General features: G+C 44.1%; 26 protein-coding genes. 13 read left to right on the plus strand and 13 right to left on the minus strand.

Going from position 1 to position 25,720, the window contains the following annotated elements:
* Positions 1–95 precede the first annotated feature (95 nt).
* The 6 genes from R2S67_RS17150 to yfcE all read left to right on the plus strand — a co-directional run bounded on the left by R2S67_RS17150 (position 96) and on the right by yfcE (position 3,331).
* Positions 96–830, plus strand: coding sequence for a DUF1538 domain-containing protein (locus R2S67_RS17150; RefSeq protein ID WP_317345942.1), 735 nt, complete (start codon positions 96–98; stop codon positions 828–830).
* On the plus strand, positions 827–1,618 hold the full coding sequence (locus tag R2S67_RS17155) for a DUF1538 domain-containing protein (protein ID WP_046874269.1): 792 nt from the start codon (positions 827–829) through the stop codon (positions 1,616–1,618). The genes R2S67_RS17150 and R2S67_RS17155 overlap by 4 nt, the downstream gene beginning before the upstream one ends.
* Positions 1,608–1,958 carry a P-II family nitrogen regulator gene (locus R2S67_RS17160; RefSeq protein WP_005393077.1) on the plus strand — a complete coding sequence of 117 codons (351 nt, stop codon included), beginning with the start codon at positions 1,608–1,610 and terminating at the stop codon, positions 1,956–1,958. The genes R2S67_RS17155 and R2S67_RS17160 overlap by 11 nt, the downstream gene beginning before the upstream one ends.
* On the plus strand, positions 1,955–2,362 hold the full coding sequence (locus R2S67_RS17165; RefSeq protein ID WP_005393075.1) for a CBS domain-containing protein: 408 nt from the start codon (positions 1,955–1,957) through the stop codon (positions 2,360–2,362). The genes R2S67_RS17160 and R2S67_RS17165 overlap by 4 nt, the downstream gene beginning before the upstream one ends.
* A gap of 149 nt (positions 2,363–2,511) precedes the next feature.
* Complete coding sequence (locus R2S67_RS17170) at positions 2,512–2,721, plus strand: hypothetical protein (protein WP_005393073.1); 210 nt, start codon at positions 2,512–2,514, stop codon at positions 2,719–2,721.
* Positions 2,722–2,785: 64 nt separating this feature from the next.
* Positions 2,786–3,331 (plus strand): phosphodiesterase, encoded by a 546-nt coding sequence (gene yfcE, locus R2S67_RS17175; protein WP_104974381.1) that lies wholly within the window; start codon positions 2,786–2,788, stop codon positions 3,329–3,331.
* A gap of 39 nt (positions 3,332–3,370) precedes the next feature.
* On the opposite strand, the gene R2S67_RS17180 is transcribed toward yfcE, so the two are convergent.
* From R2S67_RS17180 to R2S67_RS17195, 4 genes are read right to left on the minus strand one after another with little or no spacing between them, the layout of a single operon-like run.
* Positions 3,371–3,649 (minus strand): SelT/SelW/SelH family protein, encoded by a 279-nt coding sequence (locus tag R2S67_RS17180; protein ID WP_005382088.1) that lies wholly within the window; start codon positions 3,647–3,649, stop codon positions 3,371–3,373.
* A gap of 21 nt (positions 3,650–3,670) precedes the next feature.
* Complete coding sequence (locus R2S67_RS17185) at positions 3,671–4,426, minus strand: sulfite exporter TauE/SafE family protein (protein WP_005393069.1); 756 nt, start codon at positions 4,424–4,426, stop codon at positions 3,671–3,673.
* 46 nt (positions 4,427–4,472) lie between these two features.
* On the minus strand, positions 4,473–4,988 hold the full coding sequence (gene toxS / locus R2S67_RS17190; RefSeq protein WP_005393067.1) for a transmembrane regulator ToxS: 516 nt from the start codon (positions 4,986–4,988) through the stop codon (positions 4,473–4,475).
* A 10-nt stretch (positions 4,989–4,998) separates the two neighbouring features.
* Positions 4,999–5,877 (minus strand): transcriptional regulator, encoded by an 879-nt coding sequence (locus tag R2S67_RS17195; protein WP_256949389.1) that lies wholly within the window; start codon positions 5,875–5,877, stop codon positions 4,999–5,001.
* A gap of 271 nt (positions 5,878–6,148) precedes the next feature.
* On the opposite strand from R2S67_RS17195, the gene htpG reads away from it, so the two are divergent.
* The 3 genes from htpG (at position 6,149) to hemH (ending at position 10,151) form a co-directional block, all read left to right on the plus strand.
* On the plus strand, positions 6,149–8,053 hold the full coding sequence (gene htpG / locus R2S67_RS17200) for a molecular chaperone HtpG (RefSeq protein ID WP_005393063.1): 1,905 nt from the start codon (positions 6,149–6,151) through the stop codon (positions 8,051–8,053).
* Positions 8,054–8,374: 321 nt separating this feature from the next.
* Positions 8,375–9,019 (plus strand): adenylate kinase, encoded by a 645-nt coding sequence (gene adk / locus R2S67_RS17205; protein WP_005393061.1) that lies wholly within the window; start codon positions 8,375–8,377, stop codon positions 9,017–9,019.
* A 169-nt stretch (positions 9,020–9,188) separates the two neighbouring features.
* Positions 9,189–10,151 (plus strand): ferrochelatase, encoded by a 963-nt coding sequence (hemH, locus tag R2S67_RS17210; RefSeq protein WP_085343421.1) that lies wholly within the window; start codon positions 9,189–9,191, stop codon positions 10,149–10,151.
* 42 nt (positions 10,152–10,193) lie between these two features.
* On the opposite strand, the gene R2S67_RS17215 is transcribed toward hemH, so the two are convergent.
* On the minus strand, positions 10,194–11,582 hold the full coding sequence (locus R2S67_RS17215) for a peptide MFS transporter (protein WP_005393058.1): 1,389 nt from the start codon (positions 11,580–11,582) through the stop codon (positions 10,194–10,196).
* 334 nt (positions 11,583–11,916) lie between these two features.
* Here R2S67_RS17215 and rfaH point away from each other — a divergent pair, with 334 nt between their 5' ends.
* Positions 11,917–12,417 carry a transcription/translation regulatory transformer protein RfaH gene (gene rfaH / locus R2S67_RS17220; protein ID WP_005393056.1) on the plus strand — a complete coding sequence of 167 codons (501 nt, stop codon included), beginning with the start codon at positions 11,917–11,919 and terminating at the stop codon, positions 12,415–12,417.
* Positions 12,418–12,565: 148 nt separating this feature from the next.
* On the opposite strand, the gene asnB is transcribed toward rfaH, so the two are convergent.
* The 4 genes from asnB to nagA form a co-directional block, all read right to left on the minus strand.
* On the minus strand, positions 12,566–14,230 hold the full coding sequence (gene asnB / locus R2S67_RS17225) for an asparagine synthase B (RefSeq protein WP_005393054.1): 1,665 nt from the start codon (positions 14,228–14,230) through the stop codon (positions 12,566–12,568).
* Positions 14,231–14,460: 230 nt separating this feature from the next.
* Complete coding sequence (locus R2S67_RS17230) at positions 14,461–16,050, minus strand: cation:proton antiporter family protein (RefSeq protein WP_006742714.1); 1,590 nt, start codon at positions 16,048–16,050, stop codon at positions 14,461–14,463.
* An 81-nt stretch (positions 16,051–16,131) separates the two neighbouring features.
* Positions 16,132–17,346 (minus strand): ROK family protein, encoded by a 1,215-nt coding sequence (locus R2S67_RS17235; protein ID WP_006742713.1) that lies wholly within the window; start codon positions 17,344–17,346, stop codon positions 16,132–16,134.
* A gap of 2 nt (positions 17,347–17,348) precedes the next feature.
* The gene (nagA, locus tag R2S67_RS17240; protein WP_317345950.1) at positions 17,349–18,485 is read right to left on the minus strand and encodes an N-acetylglucosamine-6-phosphate deacetylase; all 1,137 of its coding nucleotides are present in this window, start codon (positions 18,483–18,485) and stop codon (positions 17,349–17,351) included.
* A gap of 489 nt (positions 18,486–18,974) precedes the next feature.
* On the opposite strand from nagA, the gene nagE reads away from it, so the two are divergent.
* On the plus strand, positions 18,975–20,546 hold the full coding sequence (gene nagE / locus R2S67_RS17245) for an N-acetylglucosamine-specific PTS transporter subunit IIBC (protein WP_006742711.1): 1,572 nt from the start codon (positions 18,975–18,977) through the stop codon (positions 20,544–20,546).
* A 236-nt stretch (positions 20,547–20,782) separates the two neighbouring features.
* On the plus strand, positions 20,783–22,453 hold the full coding sequence (gene glnS / locus R2S67_RS17250) for a glutamine--tRNA ligase (protein WP_317345952.1): 1,671 nt from the start codon (positions 20,783–20,785) through the stop codon (positions 22,451–22,453).
* 289 nt (positions 22,454–22,742) lie between these two features.
* Here the strand turns inward: glnS and fcrX are convergent, their stop codons facing one another.
* Positions 22,743–23,192: a ferric iron uptake transcriptional regulator FcrX gene (gene fcrX, locus R2S67_RS17255; protein ID WP_317345954.1), complete on the minus strand. Its 450-nt coding sequence runs from the start codon at positions 23,190–23,192 to the stop codon at positions 22,743–22,745.
* A gap of 200 nt (positions 23,193–23,392) precedes the next feature.
* Here fcrX and R2S67_RS17260 point away from each other — a divergent pair, with 200 nt between their 5' ends.
* Positions 23,393–23,896, plus strand: coding sequence for a DUF4442 domain-containing protein (locus R2S67_RS17260; RefSeq protein ID WP_005393042.1), 504 nt, complete (start codon positions 23,393–23,395; stop codon positions 23,894–23,896).
* A 50-nt stretch (positions 23,897–23,946) separates the two neighbouring features.
* Here R2S67_RS17260 and fldA read toward each other — a convergent pair whose 3' ends face one another.
* The 3 genes from fldA to R2S67_RS17275 all read right to left on the minus strand — a co-directional run bounded on the left by fldA (position 23,947) and on the right by R2S67_RS17275 (position 25,630).
* The gene (gene fldA, locus R2S67_RS17265; RefSeq protein ID WP_046874258.1) at positions 23,947–24,480 is read right to left on the minus strand and encodes a flavodoxin FldA; all 534 of its coding nucleotides are present in this window, start codon (positions 24,478–24,480) and stop codon (positions 23,947–23,949) included.
* A 48-nt stretch (positions 24,481–24,528) separates the two neighbouring features.
* Entirely contained in the window at positions 24,529–24,750 is a 222-nt protein-coding gene (locus R2S67_RS17270; protein WP_005393038.1) for a DUF2788 domain-containing protein, read from the minus strand.
* A gap of 112 nt (positions 24,751–24,862) precedes the next feature.
* On the minus strand, positions 24,863–25,630 hold the full coding sequence (locus R2S67_RS17275; RefSeq protein ID WP_046874257.1) for an alpha/beta fold hydrolase: 768 nt from the start codon (positions 25,628–25,630) through the stop codon (positions 24,863–24,865).
* Between the last annotated feature and the right edge of the window lie 90 nt (positions 25,631–25,720).

A 25,720-nucleotide genomic window follows, 5' to 3' on the forward strand; every position in this document is an offset into this window, starting at 1 on the left:
AATTCGTTCACGGTAGGAGAACTAAATCTATGCCAGACTAGAAACATCGCTACCGGAACAAGCGTAATCAGTTTGCACCATCAAGGAGGATAGGTATGGAAGCATTTGTTGCTCTTTTTCGAGCGCTCCTTAATAGTGCTCGTGATCTGCTACCCATCGTTGTTGTTATCACTTTTTTTCAATTAGTTGTTTTGCAAGAGCCACTTCCTAATCTCATCTCCATTCTTTTTGGCTTATTGCTTGTGGTTTTAGGGTTAACGTTTTTTATTTTTGGTCTAGAGCTTGGTCTTTTTCCTATCGGAGAGAGTATGGCTCAAGCCTTTGCAAAAAAAGGCAGCGTGTTCTGGTTGTTAGTTTTTGCGTTTTGTTTAGGCTTTGGCACCACGATCGCCGAGCCTGCATTAACGGCCGTAGCAGAAGAAGCATCAGAAGTTGCGGCAGAAGGCGGGATGATCACAAACTCAGAGCAATCCATGAAGGATTATGGACAAGGGCTACGAGTAACGGTGGCACTTTCTGTGGGGATCGCCATCGTTATTGGCGTTCTGCGCATCTTAAAAGGGTGGCCAATTCATTACATGATCATCGGCGGCTACGTCGGCGTTGTAGTCCTGACGTGGTTTGCACCTGAAGCCATTATTGGCGTTGCTTATGATTCTGGAGGTGTGACGACGTCGACTATCACCGTGCCTTTGGTCACTGCTCTAGGGGTTGGTTTAGCATCGGTGATTAAAGGGCGCAACCCCATGGTGGATGGTTTTGGTTTGATCGCTTTTGCCTCGCTGCTACCGATGATGTTTGTGATGGTTTACGGAATGGTCGTAACATGATTTCAATTGAACATTTCCTAGACACTTTATTATCGACCGTTCGAGATGTCATTCCCATCGCCAGCATTATTTTTGGTTTTCAGTTAGCGGTGTTAAGGCGTCCAGTTAACAACCTTAAGAAGGTTTTGCTTGGGTTTGTTTATGTGATTCTTGGGCTCGCTCTTTTTTTGCTCGGATTAGAAATGGCTCTGTTTCCGCTCGGAGAGACCATGGCCGTGCAACTGACGGCGCCGGAATTTTTACAAGAGTTTAAAGTCTCTGTGGGAAAAGCCTTAGTGTGGGTCGACTACTATTGGGTGTATACCTTCGCCTTTTTTATCGGTTTTAGTACCACGATTGCTGAGCCTTCTCTAATCGCTGTAGCGATAAAAGCAAACCAAGTTTCTGGTGGCAGTATCAGTATTAACGGTTTACGCGTGGCCGTTGCATTTGGGGTGGCCATTGGCATCGCGCTAGGGAGCTATCGGATTGTTGTCGGTGACCCTATTCACTATTACATCATTGCGGGTTACATCGTGGTTGTGATTCAAACGTTTTATGCGCCAAAGCTTATTGTTCCACTCGCCTACGATTCTGGAGGCGTCACGACTTCTACTGTCACTGTTCCGCTTGTAACCGCACTAGGGCTGGGGCTTGCTTCTACCGTCCCAGGAAGAAACCCAATGATTGATGGCTTTGGCTTGATCGCTTTTGCCAGTCTGTTTCCTATGATCTCTGTGATGGGCTATGCGCAAATAACCCAATGGCTGAATAAAGATGTCTCGGAGGACGAAGAAAATGCGCTTTAAATTGATACTTGCGTTTGTTGAAGACAGCAAAACAGACAAGGTACTGGACGCTGCTCGCGAAGCTGGCGCGACTGGTGCGACGGTGATTAATAACGCTCGTGGACAAGGCTTAAATCAAAAGCGAACGTTTTTTGGCTTAACGCTGGAAGTACAAAAAGATGTGCTGCTGTTTGTCGTTGAGGAGCACCTTTCTCGACACATATTAGAAACCATCAATGAAGTTGGTGAGTTCGACCGAGAGTCGGGGCAGGGCATTGCTATTCAGATCGATATTGAGGATGCAGTCGGTGTCGCGCATCAAGTAGAGACGTTGACCAAAGTGGTCGAGGATGAGTTATGAGCAGTCAAACGATAATTAGAGTTCGAGATGTAATGGCGGCTACTTATGTCATGGTTGATGGGCTAATGACAGTTTATGAAGGCATAACGTTGGCTAAAAAATACCAAGTCAAAGCGCTGGTGGTGAAAAAGCGAGATGACAACGATGAATATGGCATCGTCTTGATGAATGATATCGCCAAAAAGGTGCTGGCGAATAATCGCTCTCCACAGCGCACGAATATTTATGAGATCATGACCAAGCCCGCTTTGTGTGTCGACCCTGATATGAATGTGAAATATTGTGCGCGCCTATTTGAACGATTTGGCATTAGCCGAGCTCCTGTCATTGAAGATGGGGAGGTCATTGGCATGGTGAGTTATAACAATATTGTCATCAATGGCATGGTGCGAGAAGAAGTGTAATAGGTTGATATAAATGAAAAATCAACGCATTTTTTCTCAAGTCAGCGACTGTTACAAAGAACTAAAATATTTAATATATGTTAGGTTGCATATGTGTTAATTCACCATTATTCTTTGCGCCCTAAGTCTATTGTCGAGGAATTTGTATCATGCCTTTAGTCTCTTGCCCTGTGTGTGAGAAACAAATCTCAAAGCGCGCTCACGCATGTCCAGGATGCGGAGAGCCAGACCCGCTGCACCACCTAGCTAAGTCAAAATTTATGTCGATGGTGTTTTGGATACTGGTGTTGGTTGGAACTGCGTATGCCGCATGGTTCTATATTTTGCCTATGGTCATTGAATCATTGCGTTATCAGTAGTCGTTGGTTGAGCTGTCATAAAAATGCCGTAGAATGACCTCGTACTTTGTGAGGAGACGATGTCGTGAAACTATTTTTTGCCTCAGATCTGCATGGCTCTTTGCCAGCAACTAAAGAAACTATTGAGCTATTTTTAGCCTCTGGTGCGGAGCACCTGATTTTGTTGGGGGATACGCTAAACCACGGGCCAAGAAACCCGATTCCAGAAGGTTACAACCCACCGCAGGTGGCGGAGCTACTGAACCAATACAGTGATCAAATTATTTCTGTGCGTGGTAACTGCGATAGTGAAGTGGACCAAATGCTATTGAAGTTTCCAATGATGATGGATTACTCGTGGGTGCTACTTGAATCTGGTAAGAGAATCTTTTTGACTCATGGTCACTTGTACAACTCTGAAAAACGGCCGCCACTGCGTGAAGGTGATATCATCGCCCACGGTCATACGCATGTTCCTGTCGCAGAGATGCAAGATGGGGTCATTATTTTTAACCCAGGCTCGATGACATTTCCACGTAATGGTTTACCAAGAAGCTTTGGTACTTTAGAAGACAATACGCTAACGGTAAAAACGCCAGAAGGCGAAGTATTAGCACAAACCATGATTTAACGGTTTTACTAAGTAAAAATATAGGGAGCGAATTGCTCCCTATTTTGTGTCTGAATGTCCTAAATCGCGTTCTGGGTCGATAATGTCTCTTACGCGCTGTTTTAGCACCTTTGCTTCAGGAAAGCCGCTGTCTTTTTTCCGTTCCCAAATTTGCTGGCCATTGCAGAAAATTTCGAAGCGACCACCCGTATCTGGGTGTAAGCTGATCGTTTCTATTTCTTCGCTAAAAGTATGCAGTAGTTCTTGCGATAGCCAAGTTGAACGCAACATCCAGTTGCACTGGCGGCAGTAATAAATATCAATGATTGCTTTATCCATGAAACTTTCCTTTTAATCGGTTTAAACTAGCAACTTGATACCCACGGCAAACGTGAGAATTTCGAATGCAATTTTAATCACTCGGTTGCTGTATCGAGTCGCGGCCCATGCGCCTAAACTGCCGCCTAGAAATGAGCTTAACAATAAAACAGGCAACCAAGCCCAATGTATCGGAGCGCCAGCTTGGACGACGGCAATGCCTCCAATGCCATTCCAAAACAACCCGACGCAAATCATGGTGTAAGCAACGGCTTGTTTATAGTTATACCCAAACCAGCGAACTAAAAATAGTGTCACGAGTAAACCAGAACCTGCGGTCAGCGACCCGTTGATGATACCGATGAGCATTAGTCCGACACCGCCGATGACCCAACCGATTGGGTGACGGTTACGTATTATTTCTTCTTGGCCTAACGATTTCTTAAATCGTGAATAGATGCCGAGCGCGAGAATCATGCTCCCTAGCATTTTTTCCGCCATACCATCAGGTATTTGGACAATTAGGTTCGCCCCTAAGACTACGCCAATGCTGCCAGAGACTATAAGGTAGAGTGCTATCTTCCATTTAATTGTGCCTGCTTTTAAGTGTGTGCTTGCTGCCCCTAAACCTAAAGCGACGGAAGCCACTTTATGTGTCCCCAGTGCAACCGAGAATGGCAAGCCGAGAAAGATGAGCAAAGGGAATTGAAGTAAGCCTGCACCGCCGCCAGAAAGCGAAGCCAGAGTATTGGCGATAAGTGAGCCGAAAAAGAGGGTGAGGGTATCTAGCCAATCCATAAGCAAAATAAAGGGGGCGTCTTGCCCCCTTATCATCAAATCAAAGTTAGTTTTTAAACAGCACCGAAGAACCGTGGTTCAAGCTAGTGAGCAATAGCGTTTTTTCGTTCACGACATCAATACGGCGACTTTGCTCGGCATCAAGCTTAAAGATTTGAGTGATCAAACGTAGCTGTGCTTCGGAGAAGTCTTTTGATTGAGAAGATGAAATATCTTTAAACTCAGAAGGCGAAACCAACAAATAGTTGTCACTGACTTCCCAGCGCCCTTTTTCCGAGATATTAATCGTGGATTCTGCCGTTGAACCTTGAGCGAATAGTTTGATATTTGCTACGCGAATATAGTCTCCATTAGGGAGATATTTCACATTTGATTCAACATTAACACGACGCAGTGGGCCGACAGGATCGTCAGGCAAGCTGTCTGTAATGACCGTCACCATGGTTGACTGCCACTCATTGGCAGTGAGGACCTGTTCCACTTTTAGGTCGCTACCCCAATATAACCAACCACTGAAAAGAACGGATACGGCCAAAACCGCAGATGCTAATTTTATCTTCATTCTGGCCTCCTTATTTACAGATATCGGTTGGGTCATTTTGACCAGCGAAAATACGCAATGTCACGTTCTCATATGAATGTTGACTGTCATGAATGTAGTTCAGAATCAGCTGATTGTTCTGGCCACCTGTAGCAATCACTTCTACCGGCATTGAATCTTCTGCATGGTATTTTACGTAGCGTTCAATGCACTGCTCAATGGACGGCAACCAACTATTGATTTGCGGGTGGTTCACTGGCGTCATCACAGGTACATTTTGATACTCACCAATCTGACGGAATTGGGATTCTGCAGGATTGGTGAATAGCAATACACAAATAGGAAGCAGTAGAGACAAAAGAACGATCATACGCGGCAGCCAGTTATTAGTGTTAGCTGCTGGTTTTGGCTGTGCCTTAGGTAGTTCTACTTGAGGCTCTACTTCAGTCGTGGTGTCTGCCGCCGCTTCTGTTGACGACGCGTCACTTGTTTCTATTTCCGCAGCGTGCGCTTCATTTTCAGAAGTGGCTTCTTCAACGTCAGTATTAGAGTCAGCAGATAATGGGCTTAAGCGTTCCACTGAACAAATGAGTTGATAACCGCGTTTAGGAACCGTTTTAACAAACTCTGGAGATTTTGTTGAGTCCTTCAACATCTTACGCAGAGTAGAGATCGCTTGAGTCAGGCTTGAGTCATCCACCTCAAAACCTTGCTCACGCCAAACAAACTCGTGAAGCTCGTTACGGGTTAAAACTTCGTTTGGTCTCTCTGCCAACATCAGAAGTATACGGCTTTCGTTGCTTCCTAATCGTACAACGTCGTTGCCGTTTTGTTGGTCAGCGAGCGAATTACTATTTGGATCAAAGGTGAACCTTTGAGCAAGTAGAAATTTGGTGCCGATGTTAGTCATTTAGTTCTTCTTAGATGGATGATGTTGTAATTATAGTGATTTATGTCACAAAACTACCGAGGCGCATGGAGTGCGCACGACATTTTAGATGCTTTTAGGCTGGTAGGATAATTAAATTTTTCTAAAAAAACACCGTTTTTAGCAATATTGACCTTGAATTTACATTTGTCAGCCACATGTTAAATGACATCTCAGTAAGGTAATTTCAAGGGGAAAGTCACAAACTTATCTCCATGAAAAAACCAATTAGTTTAGATGTTATGGAGCACACATGAGCGAAACCGTATCTCAAAACAAAGAAACTCGTGGTTTTCAATCAGAAGTAAAACAACTACTGCATTTAATGATCCATTCTCTTTATTCAAATAAAGAGATCTTTTTGCGCGAGCTGATTTCTAACGCATCAGATGCATCGGACAAGCTGCGCTTCCAAGCGCTATCTAACCCAGACTTATATGAAGGTAATGCAGATCTTTGCGTGAAACTGTCGTTTGATGAAAGCGCAAATACCTTAACCATTTCTGATAACGGTATCGGTATGAGCCGCGATGATGTGATCGAGCACCTAGGTACGATTGCAAAATCCGGGACCGCAGAGTTTTTCTCGAAACTGTCTGAAGAGCAGAGCAAAGACTCTCAGCTTATTGGTCAGTTTGGTGTTGGTTTCTACTCGGCGTTTATCGTTGCTGATGCCGTCACCGTACGTACTCGTGCTGCGGGCCTAGCCGCTGATGAAGCAGTACAATGGCACTCAGCCGGTGAAGGTGAGTACACCATCGAAAACATCACTAAAGAATCGCGTGGTACTGACATCATTCTTCATATGCGTGAAGAAGGTAAAGAATTCCTAAATGAATGGCGTCTACGTGATGTGATCAGTAAGTACTCGGATCACATTGGCATCCCAGTTTCAATCCAAACTGTTGTTCGCGATGACGAAGGCAAAGAAACGGATGAGAAGAAGTGGGAGCAAATCAACAAAGCTCAAGCACTGTGGACGCGTAATAAATCGGATATCTCAGATGAAGAGTATCAAGAGTTCTACAAGCACGTATCACATGACTTTGCCGATCCATTGGTTTGGAGCCATAACCGTGTAGAAGGTAAAAACGATTACACGAGCTTGCTTTACATCCCATCTAAAGCGCCATGGGATATGATGAACCGCGACCACAAATCAGGCTTGAAACTGTACGTACAACGCGTGTTCATTATGGACGATGCAGAGCAGTTCATGCCGTCTTACCTACGTTTTGTACGAGGTTTAATAGACTCCAATGATCTGCCACTTAACGTATCGCGTGAGATCTTACAAGATAACAAAGTGACTCAGTCTCTACGTAATGCTTGTACTAAGCGTGTGCTAACGATGTTAGAGCGCATGGCTAAGAATGATGAAGAGAAATACCAATCATTCTGGAAAGAGTTTGGTCTTGTGATGAAAGAGGGTCCGGCAGAAGACTTCGCAAACAAAGAGAAAGTTGCAGGCCTATTGCGCTTTGCTTCAACTGAAGTGGATTCTGCGGAGCAAACCGTGGGTCTAGCTGCTTACGTTGAGCGCATGAAAGAAGGTCAAGATAAGATCTACTACTTGACGGCAGACAGCTATGCAGCTGCGAAAAACAGCCCTCACTTAGAGCAGTTCAAAGCGAAAGGCATTGAAGTTATCTTGATGTACGACCGCATTGATGAGTGGCTGATGAACTACTTAACTGAGTTTGACGGTAAGCAGTTCCAGTCAATCACAAAAGCTGGGCTCGATCTAAGTCAGTTTGAAGATGAAGCAGAAAAAGAGAAGCAGAAAGAAACTGAAGAAGAGTTTAAGTCGGTTGTAGAACGCACGAAGTCTTACCTAGGCGATCGTGTGAAAGAAGTTCGTACGACCTTTAAACTCGCGTCTACACCTGCTGTTGTGGTAACGGACGACTACGAAATGGGCACTCAAATGGCGAAGCTTCTTGCAGCAGCGGGTCAAGCAGTGCCAGAAGTGAAGTACATCTTTGAGCTAAACCCTGAGCACGAGCTGGTTAAGCGCATGGCTGACGAAGCGGATGAAGAGGCATTTGGTCGTTGGGTAGAAGTCCTGCTTGGTCAAGCAATGCTTGCAGAGCGAGGCTCAATTGAGGACCCAACGGAGTTCTTAGGAGCTGTTAATAAACTTTTGACTAAGGTGTAATAACCTCAGTACATCAAAAAGCTCGCATTTCGCGAGCTTTTTGTTTGTTGTCGCAAAATTTTGCATCTCAGGTGTTGAGTTAATAATCAATAGGGCGTGAAAGAGGGTATCGTTAACATTCTTTAGTCTTAATACACTCTTTGCGCGGCGAACCTGTGATAGAATCTGCGACTTGAATGTGAGTAATAAGGCGTGTATTTTTGCTCGCCTATATACGTTATACCGAAACTTATCGTTGCGAGTGCTTCTCGGGTTTGATGTCTAAGAAGCCCAGCTATTGTGAGCTTCGGTATAAATCTTAAATATTAAAGAGGATAAATCATGCGCATCATTCTTCTAGGTGCTCCAGGTGCAGGTAAAGGCACACAAGCAAACTTCATCATGGAAAAATACGGTATTCCACAAATCTCTACTGGTGATATGCTTCGTGCTGCTATCAAAGCAGGTACAGAGCTTGGTAAACAAGCTAAAGCTGTTATCGACGCTGGTCAGCTAGTTTCTGATGAAATCATCCTTGGCCTTATCAAAGAGCGTATCGCTCAAGAAGACTGTGCGAACGGTTTCCTACTGGATGGTTTCCCACGTACTATTCCTCAAGCTGACGGCCTAAAAGAAATGGGCGTTGATGTAGACTACGTTATCGAATTTGACGTTGCAGATGATGTGATTGTTGAGCGTATGGCAGGTCGTCGTGCTCACCTTCCTTCTGGTCGTACTTACCACGTTGTTTACAACCCACCTAAAGTGGAAGGTAAAGATGACGTAACTGGTGAAGATCTTGTTGTTCGTGATGACGACAAAGAAGAAACAGTACGTGCACGTCTAGGTGTTTACCACGAGCAAACTGCACCACTAATCAACTACTACGGTAAAGAAGCTGAAGCAGGCAACACTAAGTACCTTAAGTTTGATGGTACTAAGCAAGTAGCTGAAGTTAGTGCAGATATCGAGAAAGCACTCTCTTAATTTGCTGAAGTCAAAAATTTAATATTTTGATATATTGAAAGCGACCCAAGTGGTCGCTTTTTTTAGTTTACTCGTAAACATATATCTAAATGACTTCAAGTGGCAGCGATGCAGCGCTGTGAGGCTATTTAAGTATATGAACTAAGCCGTTTACCATGAATAGGATGTTATGAAAGAGAATAATAAACAGGGTGTACTCCTCGTGAACCTGGGTACTCCTGACGCACCAACCGCTCCTGCCGTAAAGCGCTTTTTAAGTCAGTTTCTTCATGATCACCGAGTGGTAGACATGACTCGATGGCTTTGGTGTCCGCTATTGCACGGCGTTATCCTTCCAATCCGAGCTCCCAAGGTTGCTAAACTCTACCAATCAGTTTGGATGGAAGAGGGCTCGCCACTGATGGTGTACTCTAAGCGTCAAACAGAAAAGTTGGCTCAAAAGCTTGATATGCCAGTCGAACTTGGCATGACTTATGGAAATCCAAGTTTGCAATCAGGTTTTGAAGCGCTGTTGGCTCAAGGGGTAGGGGAAGTCATCGTTTTACCTTTGTATCCGCAATACTCGGGCACAACAACGGCAGCGGTTTCTGACGGAATCACTAAAGCGTTTAAAAACCTGCCCGTGATACCGGGCTTTAGCTTTATTCGGGATTACTACAATCACCCGAAATACATTGAAGCGTTAGCGCATTCAGTTCGTGAACATTGGCAAGAGTATGGTAAGGGAGACTACTTGCTATGTTCTTATCACGGTATTCCAAAACGTTACGCTGATAATGGAGATGTTTACCCTCAGCACTGTGAAGAAACGACTCGCTTACTCGCTGAAGCGTTAGGGTTAAACGAGCAACAGATAGGTATGACGTATCAGTCTCGATTTGGCCGAGAAGAGTGGTTACAGCCCTATACCGATAAAACCCTAGAGGCACTTCCTGCAAAAGGGGTAAAAAATATCAATGTAGTGACACCAGCATTCTCTTCGGATTGTTTAGAAACGTTGGAAGAGATCTCGGAAGAGTGTAAAGAGATTTTCCTTGAAGCAGGTGGTGAAAGCTTTACTTACATTCCTTGTTTGAACGATAGTGAGCTTCATATAGAAATGATGGCTGAGTTAGTTCACTCTAAGCTTTAGGTACAAAAAGGGTCGCAAAAGCGACCCTTTTTTGTAGAGCGATTAAGCGACTTGTACTTGCTGCTCTTCGACTTGTTCTGCTGTGCTGTGAGTATTCTCTGCACCATGCATCCAGCGAACGAGCGTATTCGAGAACAGAAGTAGGATGACACCACTCACGGTAGCGCTGACTGCAATGCCACTAAAGATAGCCATTGCGCCCAACTCTCCTACGTGAGATCCCACATAGCCCGCAACGTAGTTTGCAATCGCATTACAGCCAAACCATGCACCCATCATGAGTGAAGCTAAGCGAAGCGGTGCTAACTTGGTTACCAGTGAAAGACCAATTGGAGATAAACACAGTTCGCCCAAGGTGTGGAAGAAGAAAGCACCCACCAGCCACAACATTGATGTTTTTACCGTTGTGTCTCCACCTTGTTCTAGCACAGCGCCAACCATACATAGGAAGCCAATTGCCAAGAAAAATAGTGCCATCGCAAATTTCACTGGCGACGTAGGTTCGCGTTTACCCAGTTTTACCCAAAGGACCGCTAGAACCGGTGCTAGGGTAATAATGAAAAATGGGTTTAGCGATTGGAACCACGCAGCAGGTACTTCAAAGCCACCAATCATACGATCAGTATATTGTTGAGTGTAGATGTTCATCAGGCCACCGGCCTGCTCAAAGCCAGCCCAGAAGACGATAGTGAATAAGCTCATGACCAAAATTACTTTTAGTCGGTTTACTTCTTCTTTCGTTAAGGGTTGCTTCGTGGTTGAGTTTTTGTTGCTTAGATCTCGTTTTGCTGCGGGCTCGCGACCGATGTCACCAAGCCAAGACTGAGCTAGCACCATTTGCATCACTAGGCTAATAATCATACCTACACCTGCGGCCACAAAACCAGCTTTCCAACCGTACGAGGTTGTCACAGAGCCAGAAACGACGCCGGCAAGTAACGCACCTAAGTTGATACCCATATAAAAGATAGTGAATGCGCCGTCACGACGGTTGTCACCCTCTTTATATAAATCGCCAACCATGGTTGAGATATTCGGCTTAAAGAGGCCGTTACCAGTGATAAGCAGACCAAGACCTAAATAGAAACTGTGTAGCGAACCAATACCCAGAGCGTCAGCAGGAAGTGCGAGTGTAAACTGGCCGATAGCCATTAACGCGCCACCAAGCAAAATTGAACGGCGTTGACCTAGATAGTTATCCGCTAAGTAACCTCCGATGAGAGGTGTGATATACACAAGACCAGTATAAATACCGTATAGGTCTAGTGCGTCTTTGGTTGACCAGCCAAGGCCGCCATTCATCGTTGTATCTGTAAGGTAAAGTACTAGAATGGCGCGCATTGCGTAGTAAGAAAAGCGTTCCCACAGTTCAGTACCGAACAATAAGAACAAGCCACGAGGATGGCCGAAATATTGATGTTGGTTTGACATAAGCTCTTCTAATAATAGTTATTACATTTTTTAACGACTTCTACGTATACATTGCAATTTAATGAGTGACAAACAATAAAATTTTGCATTACGACTAAAGTTGTTTGTTAAGTGACTGTTTTTGGGTGAATTTGCAGATGATATGATGGTGTGTTGGCTGTGTTACAAACTTAATTTCCATTTTTGTCTATGGACTTCTTCTCGTAAGTTCTTGAAAAGATACCGTTAATGCGAGCGATGTATAATCATACTTTTATAGATAAACTGAATGTCAATGACTCAACTTTGGCTTAATGCTAGGATAAAAACAAAATAGAATTGGCTAGTAAAAAAGATGAAACGTTGGTATCTACTTTATTGTAAACGTGGGGAGCAGGTTAGGGCGAAACAGCACCTTGAAAACCAAGGTGTAGAGTGCTTTTATCCAACTGTAGAAGTTGAGAAGATTTTGCGCGGGAAAAGACAAAAAGTCGAAGAGCCGCTGTTTCCTTGTTATGTGTTTGCGTACTTTGATTATGAACAGGGACCTAACTTCACCTCAGTCCGCTCCACTAGAGGGGTTGTTGATTTTGTGCGTTTTGGTGCTCAACCGAAAGAAGTCCAAGGTGACTTAGTCTTTGAATTGATGCAGCTAGAAAAATGCTGTAATGAAAATACCGCTTCTGAGTGTATGCCAAAACCAGGTGATCAAATCCGAGTTAAGAGCGGTCAGTTTGCAGGTATAGATGCTATCTTCCAAGAGCAAGATGGTGAGAAACGCTCAATCATGTTAGTGCAGATGATCACTAAACGAGTGCCTGTCAGTATTGATAACAGCGATTTAGACTTGAAATAGCTAATGTGTACAAACAAAAAAAGAGGTGCTTTGGCACCTCTTTTTTAATCTTGCTGGTAATCACCAGCAGTGGGACGCTGTTTAGCGAGCTTAGCAAAACAACGATGGTTACCGATTAGGAGTAGGGCATGATACCCTACTTAGTCGCTTAGTAAGCGTCGTTATGGACGGTTTGCACCGCACGACCTGACGGGTCTACACAGTTTTGGAATGACTCATCCCATTCAATCGCTTTCGCTGATGAACAAGCTACTGAAGGACCACCTGGCACACACTCAGCCGCTGAAGGTAGTGGGAACAGCTCTTCAAAGATTTCTCGGTACACGTAACCTTCTTTGGTGGTTGGCGTGTTGTATGGGAAGCGGTATTGAGCCGTTTCCATCTGCTGATCCGTCACTTTTTGCTCTGCGACTTCTTTCAACGTATCAATCCAGCTGTAACCTACGCCATCAGAGAACTGCTCTTTTTGACGCCATGCGATCGACTCTGGCAAGTAATGCTCAAAACACTCGCGTAGAATGTGTTTTTCCATTTTGCCGTTGCCACACATCTTATCTGCTGGGTTTAGGCGCATTGCAACATCAATAAACTCTTTATCAAGGAACGGTACTCGGCCTTCAACCCCCCATGCCGCTAGCGATTTGTTTGCGCGCGCGCAGTCAAACATGTTCAGAGCAAGCAGCTTACGTACTGTTTCTTCGTGGAACTCTTTCGCGTTTGGTGCTTTGTGGAAATATAGGTAACCACCAAAGATCTCATCTGCACCTTCACCAGAAAGTACCATCTTAATGCCCATCGCTTTGATCTTGCGACCCATTAAGAACATAGGTGTGGATGCGCGGATGGTGGTCACATCGTACGTTTCGATGTGGTAAATCACGTCGCGAATCGCGTCGAGACCTTCTTGAATTGTATAAGTCATTTCATGGTGAACGGTACCGATTTGGTCGGCAACTTCGCGAGCTGCTTTTAAATCTGGTGCACCTTCTAGACCCACAGCAAAAGAGTGCAGTTGTGGCCACCAAGCTTCTGACTTTTCATCGTCTTCAATTCGCATCGCTGCAAAGCGTTTTGCTACCGCAGATGTAATAGAAGAATCTAGACCACCTGAAAGAAGTACACCGTAAGGCACGTCAGTCATTAGTTGGCGTTTAACAGCCGCTTCTAGCGCTTCAGTCAGTTCTTCTTTGCTGGTGGTGTTACCTTGAACTGCAGCGTATTCGTTCCAGTCACGAACATAGTAACGCGTTGGCTCGGCATCTTTTGAGCTGTAGTAGCTACCAGGAGGGAACTCGCTCACTGTTTTACATACTGGAACAAGTGCCTTCATCTCTGATGCAACATAGTAGTTGCCATGCTCATCATGACCTTGATAAAGAGGGATAATGCCAATGTGGTCGCGACCGACTAAGTATTCGTCTTTTTCTTCATCGTACAGAACAAAAGCGAAAATACCGTTTAGTTCTTCAAGGAGATCTGCACCCATATCTTGGTACAGTGCAAGAATGACTTCACAGTCTGAATCGGTTTGAAACTCGTATTTTCCTTCGTAACGAGCACGAATTTCTTTATGGTTGTAGATTTCACCATTGACTGCAAGGATGAGCTTTTTATCAGGGCTGTATAGCGGTTGTGCACCACTATTTAGACCAACAATCGCCAAGCGCTCATGCGCTAAAATAGCGCGCTCTGAAGAGTAAATCCCAGACCAGTCAGGGCCACGATGACGAAGTTTTTTCGACATTTCTAATGCGATAGGGCGCAATGCGGCTGCATCGCTTTTAATGTCTAAAATGCCAAATACTGAACACATACTACATCCTTACTAAACTAAATAATTTCTAATCGGTATGGCTTCAATTTGCCACTACTAGTAAAAAAAGCAACGTTTTGTGATTATAAAAATGATAAAAAGCCTTGTTGTGTAAATATTATTTAATTTAATGGCTGGTTTGGTGAATGGAATCAAGGTTTGGTATAAAAACCATACAAAAAAGCCTTTCTATTGATAGAAAGGCTTTTAAAAAATATTAGTATGGTTGCTTATTTTATTGGTGTGAACTGAGGTTCAAGTTGTTTACACACATGTCGAGCAAAACCGCTACCTGCTTCACTGTATATATTGAATGCGGCGTCAACTCCGCTTTCCAGCAAACCTTCCAACTGATCTGGGTACTCGGCGATAGCAGCTATTTGCCCTTTATATTTTCTGCGTTTAAGCTGCTCAAGTGCGGTTTGGTTACCTTGATGATGAGGCATGGCAAGCAGCACCAGTTTGACATGACCTGTATCTAAAATTCGTTCCCAAAAATCTGGGTCTGTGGCATCGCCAGCGATCACGTTTCTTCCCTCTGAACGGTGCTGATGTGCTGCATCTTCACGAATTTCTATGCCTAGTGAAATTTTGCCATAGCGCGCACGTAATTCATCATAGGCCCCAGTCCCGATGCGCCCCATGCCTAAGATCAATACCTGGGCATGCCCAGGGTTAATGAGTTGGTCACGCTGGTTAAGCTTTTCTGCGGCTGTCTCTTGCAGCCACTTGCCGGAGTGTTGATAAATTTTGTGGCTAAGGCGGTTAAGTGGCGCAGAAATAATAAAGGACACAGACACCGCAACCGCAATCGCAGCGAGCATATCGCTTGGCATCCAGCCCATTTTATAGGCCAACCCTGCGACTATAAGGCCAAACTCACTGTAGTTGAACAGCGATAAAGAGGCGAGCAAAGAGGTACGTACTCGAAACTTAAAGTGATTAATCGTGACGAAGTACAAGAGCCCTTTTATAGGCAGCAGTAAGATAAATAGTAGGGCGAGTACGACGCCATTGACGCTCAATGAAGCGGACAAGCCAATGTTTAAAAAGAAGCAGACTAAGAACAGCTCCTTCATATTGAATAGCGATTTTGATAGCTCTGAAGCTTTAGGGTGGCCTGCGAGCAACATGCCTAAAATCAGCGCGCCCAAGTCTGGTTTCATACCGACCAGTTCGAATAGCCCTGCCCCAACAACAAGCGCGAAGAAAATACCGAACAGCACCAGCATTTCGCCGTGGCCAACTTTATCTAACAGCTTATAGAATAGTGGACGAAGGAAAGGCAATGCGAACAAACCAATGGCATACCATTCTGGGACTTTTCCGGTTGAAGCAGTCAGGAATACCACGGCAAAAATATCTTGCATAACCAAGATACCGATCGCGAGTGTGCCGTAGGTGGCGTTCATTTCCCCTTTTTCTTGCAATGCTTTTACGGCAAAAACGGTACTGGAGAACGATAGTGCAAACGCTAAAAGTAGGATTTGACCGCTATCCATACTGGCGAGCGAAGTTAAGCCCAGTAGTTTTAAACCTGATAGCGCTAGTGCAAAAAAAGCGGTAGACAGTATGTTGTGGGCGGTCGCTCCTCCCCATATTTCTTTGGACAGTAGCGTTTTGACATCAAGCTTGAGTCCGATCGTGAATAGAAGAAGAGTGACACCAAGATCTGCAAGAGTGACGATAACGTCATTGCTTTGATAGCCAAATGCATGCAAACCAAATCCTGCCAGTAGAAAACCAACGAGGGGAGGGAGGCTACATTTAAGCGCAATAAAGCCAGCTAAAAAAGCTGTTGTAATTAGAATAATTTCCATACTGTTGAGCTGTATTCCTGATATACAAAAACGGGCTGTGAAAACACAGCCCGAGATTGTAACTCAATTAGTTGTATAAACTTAGTCTTCAAGTAACTTTTGTAACAAAACTCCGTTTAGCATTGCGCGTTTAATCATCGCAAATGCGCCCATCGTTGGCTGCTTATCAATGTGTGAAGCCACGATAGGAAGGTCGTTATGGAAAGTTTTGAGAGATTGATTTTCGACATTGCGTTGAATTGCAGGGAAGACTATGTCTTGTGCGGCAGTAATGTCGCCCGCAATGACAATTTTCTGAGGGTTAAACAAGTTAACGGTAATTGCAATTGCTTTACCTAACTGGTTACCCACTCGCACTAAACTCTGCTTTGCAAGTTCGTCACCATCCATTGCATGCTGACACACTGCTTCAATCGTGATGTTTTCAAGGTCAGTCAAGCTTGACTCATAGCCTTGAGCAATCAGTTGTTTTACTCGTTGGATAATGGCTGGGTTCGCTGCTACGGTTTCTAAGCAACCAAAGTTCCCACATTGGCACTGTTCACCAAGCGGATCGATTTGGATATGACCAATTTCACCGACGTTGCGGTTAAAGCCAAGAAAAACCTGGCCGTTAACGATAATACCTGCGCCAGTACCGCGGTGAACGCTAACTAAAATGGAGTCCTGACAGTCTTGGCTTGCCCCAAAGTAGTGCTCCGCTAACGCCATGCCACGTACGTCATTCCCAACAAAGCATGCGGTATTAAACTTCTCTCCAACAATTTCACCCAACGCTAGATTATCGATATCGGTATTCGGCATGTACTCAACTACGCCTGTTGTTGGGTTAACAAGGCCCGGTAGCGTAATACCAATTGCGATGAGCTGATCAATTTTGTCTTCGCAACGGTTTACGAAGTCTTTAAGTAAATCGATAAGCCCAGCGATCAAGTCAGCTTGGTTGGTGTAATGCAGTTCGTGCTGATCTTCCGCAAGTGCAGTGCCACCTAAATCGTACAAACAAAATTGTACGTAATCTCGACCTAAACGAACCGCAATAGAGTGGAAGGGTTTGACTTCGGTGGTCAGAGAGATTGCACGACGACCACCAGTTGAAGCTTGCTGGGCGACCTCTTTAATAAGGCCGCGCTCTAAAAGTTGGCGGGTTATTTTGGTAACACTAGCAGGTGCGAGCTGGCTCACATCTGCGACTTGAATACGGGAGATAGGACCTTGCTGATCAATCAGCCTATATACCGCAGCGCTGTTAAGCTGTTTTACTAAATCTACATTACCAATCTGTCCGCCATTCATGCTTAATTTTGCTCGTATTGTCCGTTAACAACCGTCGCTTTTACTTTGAAGTCACGATCGAAAATGGTTAGGTTTGCAACCATCCCTTTTCGAACTCGGCCAAGGCGATCCTCAACACCAATTGCAGTTGCTGGGTATAACGTGGCCATTCGTAGAGCTTCGTCTAAAGCGATCCCCGCGTGCTCAACTGAATTCTGAACTGCTTCTATCATTGTCAAAGCTGAGCCGCCTAGTGTGCCGTTTTCATCAACACACTTACCATCTCGGTAATATACTTTCTTACCGACAAAAATAAAGTGATCAATGTTAGCACCTGCTGGAGCTGTGGCATCCGTCACCAAAACAAGCTTGTCACCTTTGATTTTATGAGCAATTCGGATGTTTGCGTAGTCTACGTGGAAACCATCGGCAATAATGCCAGCATAAACGTCAGGCGTATCGTAAATTGCACCAACAACTCCAGGTTCACGACCAACCATTGGTGTCATCGCATTAAATAGGTGTGTGGCAAAAGTAATACCTGCTTCAAAGCCTTTACGCGCTTCGGCGTAGGTCGCATTTGTATGACCAATAGAAACTACGATGCCGGCTGCTTTTAATCGTGCAATATGCTCTGGATCGTTTTGCTCTGGTGCAAGCGTTACTTTAGCGATGATATCGGCGTTTGCGCAGATAAGATCAATCATGCTTTCATCTGACGGGCGAATAAAATCGACGTTGTGGATACCTTTTTTCGCGACGTTAAGATAAGGACCTTCTAGGTGTAGACCAAGTGATTGGTTTTGATATTGGTTGTGGTATTCACGAGCGGCAGAAATTGCAGTTCGCATATCTTCGTCTGATGAAGTAATGAGCGTTGGTAAGAAGCTAGTACAGCCGGACTTGAGGTTTGCTTCGTGCATGATTTGCATGGTTTCCGGTGTGATTGCATCGTTTAGCATTACACCGCCACAGCCATTCAGTTGCAGGTCGATAAAGCCCGGACTTAGGTTTGCGCCTGCGAGGTCTTTCACTTCGATGCCCTGAGGTAGCTCTGCAGCCGGTACAATAGATTGAATAAGGTCGTTTTCGATGATGACCGCATGATCGGTAAGAACATCACTACCGGTATAAATTTTACAGTTACTTAGCGCGTACATAGTCAGCTAGTCCTTATAGATGAGAATTCAATTTCTATATCGTTACCTAAGTGGAGACTGCTTTAGTCATATGGGTACTTAGTTTGTATCACTGAATTAGATAACGAGTCACATACAGCAAGTCGCGTTTTATCGATGTTATTGTCATAGTAACTAACTGAAAAGTAATAATTGTATGGTTTTTTATGATTCTTTTTCAGAGCAAAGTTACAGTGATTTACCCGCCTAGATACCAAAATAACACTGATTCTGCCTTGCATAAAGTGCGAGAATATTATCTTTAAAACGCCATTTTTTCGTATAATAAAATAAGTTTTATGATCTCGCTAGCAAAAACCTTCCGAAAGGGCAAATTGTGGTGATTATGATCACAAACGGTGAGCTTTTAATTTGCGGAGCAAAATTAATGTCATAAACTGAGGATGACTAAATTGGACGACTGAAATAAGTCATTCAACATAACATCTAATCCTATAGGGGGAACTTAAGGTGAATATTCTCGGATACGCGCAGAAGTTAGGTAAAGCTCTTATGCTTCCTATTGCGACTTTGCCAATCGCAGGCTTGTTACTGCGCTTGGGCCAGCCGGATGTTTTTGACATCGCATTTATGGCACAAGCAGGTAACTCAATCTTTTCTAACCTTCCATTGTTATTTGGCCTTGGTATTGCGATCGGTCTATCTAAAGACGGTCAAGGTGCAGCTGGCCTGGCTGGTGCAGTTGCGTACTTTGTACTGACAGCGACAGCGTCAACAATTGATGCATCAGTAAACATGTCGTTCTTTGGTGGTATCATCGCAGGTATTATTGCTGGCCACTCTTACAACGCTTTCCATGCTACACGTCTTCCTGAGTGGCTTGCTTTCTTCTCTGGTAAACGTTTAGTGCCGATTATGGCAGGTTTATTCGCTTTAGTTGCTGGTGCAGTTGGTGGCATTGTATGGCCAACAATTCAAGGTGGTCTAGATGCGCTTGCGCATGGTATCTCAACTTCTGGCGCTATTGGTCAGTTTATCTACGGTACACTGAACCGAGCCCTTATTCCTGTAGGTCTACACCACGTACTTAACTCATTCTTCTGGTTTGGTATGGGGTCTTGTCAAGAAGTGCTAGTAACTGGTGCAAATGCTGCGGGTCAAGCGCTTCCTGCTCTACAACAACTGTGTGTTGATCCTGCGCTAGCGAAAACGCTTGTGGCTGGTCAAACTCATACATTTGAATTCGCTAACTCTGTCACTCCTGAAATCACTGCAACAGTGAAGGAAGTAACTGAAACAGTTAAATCTGGTGACCTACACCGTTTCTTCGGCGGCGATAAGAGCGCAGGTGTGTTCATGAACGGTTTCTTCCCAGTAATGATGTTCGGTCTACCTGGTGCGGCGCTTGCTATGTACCTAGCGGCTCCTGCTGAGAAACGCAGCCAAGTTGGTGGTGCATTGTTCTCTGTTGCATTCTGTTCATTCCTAACTGGTATCACAGAGCCTCTAGAGTTCATGTTCGTATTCCTAGCGCCTGCACTATACGCTATTCACGCAGTGTTCACTGGTCTGTCGCTTGTTGTTGCTAACATGCTTGGTACGCTACACGGCTTCACATTCTCAGCTGGTCTAATTGACTACTTGTTGAACTACGGTCTAGCAACTAAACCGTTACTACTTGGTGCAGTTGGTCTTGGCTTTGGTGCTCTATACTTCTTCACATTCAGCTTCGCAATCCGCGCATTCAACTTGAAATCGCCTGGTCGTGAAGATGACGACAGCGAAGCAGCTGCGCCTGCTGGTGAGAAGAAAAGTGGTGACCTAGCTCGCCAATACTTAAAAGCACTTGGCGGTCATGACAACCTAACTTCAATCGACGCATGTATCACTCGACTACGCTTGACGCTAAAAGATCGTTCAGTCGCTGATGAGGAAGTACTGAAGAAACTGGGTGCGAAAGGTGTTGTTAAACTTGGTGAAAACAACCTTCAAGTTATCCTTGGCCCTCTAGCTGAAATCGTTGCTGGCGAAATGAAAGCAATCGGTGCTAATGAAGACCTATCGAATGTAAAATTGCCTTAATTACATCGAACTGATATCTGACTAAAGACCTCCCTCGGGAGGTCTTTTTTTGTTTTGGCACTTTGAATCTGCTGTGCTTTCGCACTAACTCGATAAATATTGTCGTTTTAGCGCGAGTTCTTGTTGTCTAATTGCTTAGAATTGTGGATCATTAGAAACAATGTACTCTGCAAAACCATACTTGGATGCAGAGTTCCGTTTTCTCTGACAATACTAATATTTTTGAGGTGCTATAGATGAGTGAAGCTGATGCTCGTCCATCAAACTTTATTCGCCAGATCATTGATAAAGATCTAGCGGATGGTAAACACACTAGCGTGCATACTCGATTCCCGCCGGAGCCAAATGGCTACCTGCATATCGGTCATGCTAAGTCTATCTGTTTGAACTTCGGTATTGCTCAGGACTACCAGGGTCAATGTAATCTACGTTTCGACGATACGAACCCTGAAAAAGAAGACATCGAATACGTTGAGTCTATCAAGAAAGATGTAAACTGGTTGGGCTTTGAGTGGAGTGGTGAAGTATGTTACTCATCAAACTACTTCGATAAGCTTTACGAATATGCAATTGAATTGATTAACAAAGGCTTAGCGTACGTAGATGAGCTAAGTCCAGAGCAGATTCGTGAATACCGTGGCACGCTAAAGGCGCCAGGTAAACCAAGCCCATACCGTGACCGTTCTGTTGAAGAGAACTTAGCGTTATTTGAAAAAATGCGCGCTGGTGAATTTGAAGAAGGTAAAGCGTGTCTTCGTGCCAAGATTGACATGGGTTCTTCATTCATGGTTATGCGCGATCCAGTTTTATACCGTGTGCGTTTTGCTACGCACCACCAAACTGGTGATAAGTGGTGCATTTACCCAATGTACGACTTTACGCACTGTATCTCTGATGCATTAGAAGGCATTACACACTCTATCTGTACGCTTGAGTTTATGGATAACCGTCGTCTGTACGATTGGGTTCTAGACAACATCACGATCGAAAGCCGTCCACATCAGTACGAGTTTAGTCGCTTAAACCTTGAATACACAGTGATGTCTAAGCGTAAGCTTAATCAACTCGTCACTGAAAAACTGGTTAACGGTTGGGATGACCCACGTATGCCAACAGTCTCAGGTCTGCGTCGTCGTGGCTTCACGCCAGCATCTATCCGTGAGTTCTGTAAGCGTATTGGTGTAACGAAGCAAGAAAATATGATCGAGTTTAGCTCACTAGAGTCTTGTATTCGTGATGACCTAAACGAGAACGCTCCGCGTGCAATGGCTGTGCTGGATCCTGTTAAAGTTGTTATCGAAAACTTTGCAGAAGGTGTAGTAGAAAACTTGACGGTTGCTAATCATCCAAACAAACCAGAGATGGGTGTGCGTGAAGTACCATTCACTCGTGAGTTGTGGATTGAGCGTGAAGACTTCCGTGAAGAGGCGAACAAAAAGTACAAGCGTTTAGTGCTAGGTAAAGAAGTTCGCTTACGTGGTGCTTACGTGATCAAAGCAGAGCGCGTTGAAAAAGATGCCGAAGGCAACATCACGACTATCTTCTGTTCTTACGATGCAGACACACTAGGTAAGAACCCGGCTGATGGCCGTAAAGTAAAAGGTGTGATTCATTGGGTATCAGCTGATAAAGCATTACCAGCGGAAATCCGTCTGTACGATCGTCTATTTACGGTTCCAAACCCGGGTGCAGCAGAAGACTTTGCTTCTACAATCAACCCTGAATCATTAGTTGTGATCAATGGTTTTGTAGAGCCTAGCTTAGCGTCAGCAGAAGCAGAAAAAGGCTACCAGTTTGAGCGTATGGGTTACTTCTGCGCAGACTCGAAAGATTCTTCAGCAGATAAACTAGTATTCAACCGTACGGTTGGTCTACGTGATACTTGGGCAAAAATTGAGAACCAATAATCTCGATTAATGCAAAAACCGATAAAAATGCCAGCAAATGCTGGCATTTTTTTATTCTCATTATCGTAATGCGGCGGTTATAGGTAGTGTAGGGAGTTGCTTAAGAACGAGGGACGTTTGATAAATGTTCGGTTTGGAAGCAAAACAATGATGTTTATTAAGGTTTGAATTGGTAAGTCTAATCGACGCTTTACAAAAGTTGGTACGGCAATTCAGCTATTGAAAGATATCGCCCTCAGAAACAAAAAACGCCAGCATGAGCTGACGTTTATTTTAAATCAACAAACCGTTATTTTTTTGGTTTGTGTGCATCTGGATTGTCTTTACAACCACCATCACTGCACTTGCCGTACAAGTATAAGCTGTGGTTTGTTAGCGTGACATTGTACTTAGCTGCAATCTCTTTTTGACGTTCTTCAATAAGATCGTCAGAAAATTCAATTACCTCACCACAGTCTAGGCACACTAGATGGTCGTGGTGATGTTGAGTCGATAATTCGAAGACTGACTTACCACCTTCAAAGTGGTGACGAGTTACAATACCAGCATCATCGAATTGGTTTAGAACTCGGTAAACAGTTGCTAGGCCAATCTCTTCACCTAGATCAATCAACTTTTTGTACAAATCTTCAGCACTGATGTGCTGGCAGTCTGGCTGCTGAAGTACTTCTAGAATTTTTAGCCTTGGAAGGGTTACTTTTAAACCCGCATCCTTCAGCGCCTRATTATTATCTGACATATACTTTCCCGTTGGATCATCTGCAGCGATTTAACAGAATTCAATCTTCCTACCATTATAGGATAAGCGCTCAGAACATTAAACCACGAACTTCAAAGGGTTAATAGAATCTTTTTGTAAATTAGAAACAGGTCGATTATATTACAGATCTGACCAGTTACAATTATGTAACATTGAGCTTGGAGAGGGCACGGACTGCGATGAATAAGCGACTTGCGAAGATATACAAACCAGGAATTGTAAAATTCGCACTCAATATTTGGCCACCTTTTTGGGGCGCTGGTATTAAAATCTTACATATTTCTGAAGACTTTCGTACCGTCAAGGTGCGTTTGAAACTTCGCTGGTGGAATAAAAACGCCAATCGTACTCAGTATGGTGGCAGTATTTTCTCTTTAACTGATCCCATTTACTCGTTGATGCTGATGGGGATTCTACGCGAGGAGTATTACGTGTGGGATAAAGAGGCGAGTATTAACTTTATTAAGCCAGGGCAAAGTGATTTATTTGCAGAATTTGAGGTCACTGAAGGAATGCTAGAAAACATTTATCAAATGACACGGAATGGAGAAAAGTGTTTTCCTGAATTTATTACCCATGTAAAAGATAAGCAGGGGAATGTGGTTTCAGAGGTTCAACGCAAGCTTTATGTAAGAAAGAAACCTCAGTATCGCGAAGAGGAAGTGCTCACCGATGCTTTGTGAAAATATACAAAAAGACCTCCAATCGGAGGTCTTTGCATAATTCGATTTATTTAGCCTTCAAGCTCAGCTAAACACATTTCTTCGTAAATCTGTTTAACCCAGTTCTCAACACGCTCATCAGTCAGTTCCGGTTGACGGTCTTCATCGATACATAGACCTACGAATTGGCTTTCGTCACCTTCAACAAGTGCTTTAGACGCTTCAAATTCGTAGCCTTCTGTTGAAGTATGGCCAAGAATTGTGCCGCCTTTAGACTCAACGATATCACGTACTGTGCCCATCGCGTCACAGAAGTATTCTGCGTAGTCCTCTTGGTCGCCACAGCCAAAGATAGCCACTAGCTTAGTAGAGAAGTCGATTTGCTCAAGTTCAGGGAAGAAGTCATCCCAATCACATTGTGCTTCACCGTAGTACCAAGTTGGGATACCTAGAAGAAGAAGATCGAAGTTATCAATGTCTTCTTTGCTGCTTTTCGCGATGTCTTGAACGTGAACTAGATGCTTACCTAGTTGCTTTTGAATCATCTTTGCAACGGCTTCAGTATTACCTGTGTCGCTACCGAAGAAGATACCTACACTTGCCATAGAGTCTATACCTTTACATTGTTTGTTATTGGCGATGGTACTAAGGGTTTAACCTAACCCAGAGCCTTCCCAAGTTAGCTGAATTACACCTTTTGCAATAAAGCCAGCACAGCCTAGGAAAAGGACTAACCATACAATACGACGACCAAAAACAGGTACATTGCCTTGCTTTAGCACATCTTTTATCGCCATCCCGATGAAAAAGAAGATAGCAGCAAAAAGAAGATCGAGCCCAATAGACTCGAGCATATCCATATAGTCGTAAAGCATTTTAGTCCTTCATGCCGAAAAATCTTGGACGCACTATACCACTGTTAAACGGTAAAGTTAATGCACTACAAGAAGGGTTATTTCAATAATCTATTGTTGCTTTTCGAATTTGTTAACTCGAAATGTATTTCCGAATGACTCTCATTACTTCAGCCGGTTTTTCGGCGTGAAGCCAGTGGCCAGTATTAGCGATAATATGTGCTTTTGCTTGTTTGAACTGTTTTTGCACCGCAGGTTGGTGCTCTGGCATTAAGTAATCGGAATCACCACCTTTAATAAACAGAGTGGGTATGTCTGTTGGGGCAATTTCCTGCCAGCCGATAATTTGTGCGTAATTCTCAAAAAGGCTCGGTACGTTAAACCGCCAGTCCATTTTATCGCCATTTTTGTATAGTGACTTAGAGAGAAATTGTCTTACACCGTCGATCTCAACATGTTGAGCTAGGATATCCATCGCTTGTTGACGGCTTGCTGGCTTTTCGTTAATTACGGCGTGTAAACCATTAAACACATTGTCGTGACGGTTTGCTGTGTAGGCGACAGGTGCCATGTCGAGCACAACCAACTGTTTGACGAGCTCTGGAGCAATGTCCACCAGTGTCATCGCGACCTTTCCACCCATTGAATGCCCAATAATAATAGATGGATCAACATTTAAGTGTTGTAGGAGTTGTGCCACATCTTTTGCCATGTCGGCGTAATTATGAATGTTTGAGTGAAAAGAGAGGCCGTGATTTCTCAGATCAATACTGATCACCGTGTGATCTTTAATAAGATCGCGGGCTAGTAGACCCAGATTACTTAAACTACCAAACAATCCGTGAATCAAAACAACTGTTTGGCCTTGGCCTTCCTGCTTATAGTTGAGTAATGCTGACATTTTATCTTATTCGTGATGGGTTTAACGTGGAGTATCCGAGAGGATCTCGTTATAATCCCCCAGAGTTTAAACATTGAGAATGTGAAAAGC

This window comes from Vibrio sp. T13N, assembly GCF_032970445.1.
Taxonomy (GTDB): domain Bacteria; phylum Pseudomonadota; class Gammaproteobacteria; order Enterobacterales; family Vibrionaceae; genus Vibrio; species Vibrio diabolicus.

Bases quoted from the DNA above. Each gene is read 5' to 3' on its own strand.
- R2S67_RS17275 (WP_046874257.1), bottom strand. From the start codon at position 25,630: ATGTCAGCATTACTCAACTATAAGCAGGAAGGCCAAGGCCAAACAGTT.
- R2S67_RS17160 (WP_005393077.1), top strand. From the start codon at position 1,608: ATGCGCTTTAAATTGATACTTGCGTTTGTTGAAGACAGCAAAACAGAC.
- htpG (WP_005393063.1), top strand. From the start codon at position 6,149: ATGAGCGAAACCGTATCTCAAAACAAAGAAACTCGTGGTTTTCAATCA.
- toxS (WP_005393067.1), bottom strand. From the start codon at position 4,988: ATGAAGATAAAATTAGCATCTGCGGTTTTGGCCGTATCCGTTCTTTTC.
- R2S67_RS17260 (WP_005393042.1), top strand. From the start codon at position 23,393: ATGAATAAGCGACTTGCGAAGATATACAAACCAGGAATTGTAAAATTC.
- R2S67_RS17155 (WP_046874269.1), top strand. From the start codon at position 827: ATGATTTCAATTGAACATTTCCTAGACACTTTATTATCGACCGTTCGA.
- R2S67_RS17230 (WP_006742714.1), bottom strand. From the start codon at position 16,050: ATGGAAATTATTCTAATTACAACAGCTTTTTTAGCTGGCTTTATTGCG.
- rfaH (WP_005393056.1), top strand. From the start codon at position 11,917: ATGAAACGTTGGTATCTACTTTATTGTAAACGTGGGGAGCAGGTTAGG.
- R2S67_RS17150 (WP_317345942.1), top strand. From the start codon at position 96: ATGGAAGCATTTGTTGCTCTTTTTCGAGCGCTCCTTAATAGTGCTCGT.
- R2S67_RS17165 (WP_005393075.1), top strand. From the start codon at position 1,955: ATGAGCAGTCAAACGATAATTAGAGTTCGAGATGTAATGGCGGCTACT.
- R2S67_RS17215 (WP_005393058.1), bottom strand. From the start codon at position 11,582: ATGTCAAACCAACATCAATATTTCGGCCATCCTCGTGGCTTGTTCTTA.
- nagA (WP_317345950.1), bottom strand. From the start codon at position 18,485: ATGTACGCGCTAAGTAACTGTAAAATTTATACCGGTAGTGATGTTCTT.
- R2S67_RS17195 (WP_256949389.1), bottom strand. From the start codon at position 5,877: ATGACTAACATCGGCACCAAATTTCTACTTGCTCAAAGGTTCACCTTT.
- R2S67_RS17185 (WP_005393069.1), bottom strand. From the start codon at position 4,426: ATGGATTGGCTAGATACCCTCACCCTCTTTTTCGGCTCACTTATCGCC.
- R2S67_RS17270 (WP_005393038.1), bottom strand. From the start codon at position 24,750: ATGCTTTACGACTATATGGATATGCTCGAGTCTATTGGGCTCGATCTT.
- asnB (WP_005393054.1), bottom strand. From the start codon at position 14,230: ATGTGTTCAGTATTTGGCATTTTAGACATTAAAAGCGATGCAGCCGCA.
- R2S67_RS17180 (WP_005382088.1), bottom strand. From the start codon at position 3,649: ATGGATAAAGCAATCATTGATATTTATTACTGCCGCCAGTGCAACTGG.
- glnS (WP_317345952.1), top strand. From the start codon at position 20,783: ATGAGTGAAGCTGATGCTCGTCCATCAAACTTTATTCGCCAGATCATT.
- fldA (WP_046874258.1), bottom strand. From the start codon at position 24,480: ATGGCAAGTGTAGGTATCTTCTTCGGTAGCGACACAGGTAATACTGAA.
- adk (WP_005393061.1), top strand. From the start codon at position 8,375: ATGCGCATCATTCTTCTAGGTGCTCCAGGTGCAGGTAAAGGCACACAA.
- R2S67_RS17170 (WP_005393073.1), top strand. From the start codon at position 2,512: ATGCCTTTAGTCTCTTGCCCTGTGTGTGAGAAACAAATCTCAAAGCGC.
- hemH (WP_085343421.1), top strand. From the start codon at position 9,189: ATGAAAGAGAATAATAAACAGGGTGTACTCCTCGTGAACCTGGGTACT.
- R2S67_RS17235 (WP_006742713.1), bottom strand. From the start codon at position 17,346: ATGAATGGCGGACAGATTGGTAATGTAGATTTAGTAAAACAGCTTAAC.